This window comes from Phytohabitans sp. LZ39 (assembly GCF_059359075.1).
The window spans coordinates 1-1,397 of sequence record NZ_JCADBM010000056.1 but is presented as its reverse complement, the minus strand read 5'-3'; the positions used below and the strand labels follow the sequence as shown (position 1 = coordinate 1,397).

The window sequence follows — 1,397 nt, the reverse complement described above, 5'->3', positions numbered from 1 at the left end:
GGCTTGTAGGGGCCCTCGATCGGCACGCCCAGGTACGAGGCCTGCTCCTTGGAGAGCTCGGTCAGCCGGGCACCCAGCGCGTCCAGGTGCAGGCGGGCGACCTTCTCGTCCAGGGCCTTGGGCAGCGTGTACACGCCGACCGGGTATTCCTCGGTCTTCGTGAACAGCTCGATCTGGGCGATCGTCTGGTTGGAGAACGAGTTGGACATCACGAAGGACGGGTGGCCCGTCGCGTTGCCCAGGTTGAGCAGCCGGCCCTCCGACAGGATGATGACCGAGTGGCCGTCGGCGAAGCGCCACTCGTCGACCTGCGGCTTGACGTTGATCCGCTCCACGTCGTCGCGCTTGCCGAGACCGGCCATGTCGATCTCGTTGTCGAAGTGGCCGATGTTGCCCACGATCGCCTGGTGCTTCATGCGGGCCATGTGCTCGTGGGTGATGACGTCGAAGCAGCCGGTCGCGGTGATGAAGATGTCCGCGGTTTCCACGACGTCTTCCAGCGTGGCGACCTGGTAGCCGTCCATCGCGGCCTGGAGCGCGCAGATCGGGTCGACCTCGGTCACGATCACGCGGGCACCCTGGCCGCGCAGCGACTCGGCGCAGCCCTTGCCCACGTCGCCGTACCCGCACACGACCGCGACCTTGCCGCCGATCAGCACGTCGGTGGCGCGGTTGATGCCGTCGATGAGCGAGTGGCGGCAGCCGTACTTGTTGTCGAACTTGCTCTTGGTCACCGAGTCGTTCACGTTGATCGCCGGGAAGAGCAGGCTGCCCGCGGCCTGCATCTCGTACAGCCGGTGCACGCCGGTGGTGGTCTCCTCGGTCACGCCCTTGATGCCGGCGGCGACGCGGGTCCAGCGGCGGTTGTCCTCGGCGAGCGAGCGCTGAAGCACGCCGAGGATCACGGCGTACTCCTCGTTGTCCGCGGTCTCCGGCGCCGGCACCGCGCCGGCCTTCTCGAACTCCGCGCCCTTGTGCACCAGCAGCGTGGCGTCACCACCGTCGTCCAGGATCATGTTGGGACCCTGGCCGTCCGGCCACACCAGCACCTGCTCGGTGCACCACCAGTACTCGGCGAGGGTCTCGCCCTTCCACGCGTACACCGGGACGCCGGACGGTGCCTCGGGCGTGCCGTTGGGTCCGACAACGATCGCGGCGGCGGCGTGGTCCTGGGTGGAGAAGATGTTGCACGAGGCCCAGCGGACCTCCGCACCCAGCGCGGTGAGTGTCTCGATCAGCACGGCGGTCTGGATGGTCATGTGCAGCGAACCTGTGACGCGGGCGCCCGCGAGGGGCTGGGCGTCGGCGTACTCCCGCCGCAAGGCCATCAGCCCGGGCATCTCGTGCTCCGCGAGCTGGATCTCCTTGCGACCGAAACCGGCCAACGACAGGTCCGC

Annotated in this window: 1 protein-coding gene; it reads right to left on the bottom strand. The window is 68.3% G+C overall.

Annotation, left to right across the window (positions count from 1 at the left end; genetic code table 11):
- A partial coding sequence (gene ahcY / locus AC5L36_RS45300; protein ID WP_441225302.1) for an adenosylhomocysteinase occupies positions 1-1,397 on the bottom strand: 1,397 nt, incomplete at both ends.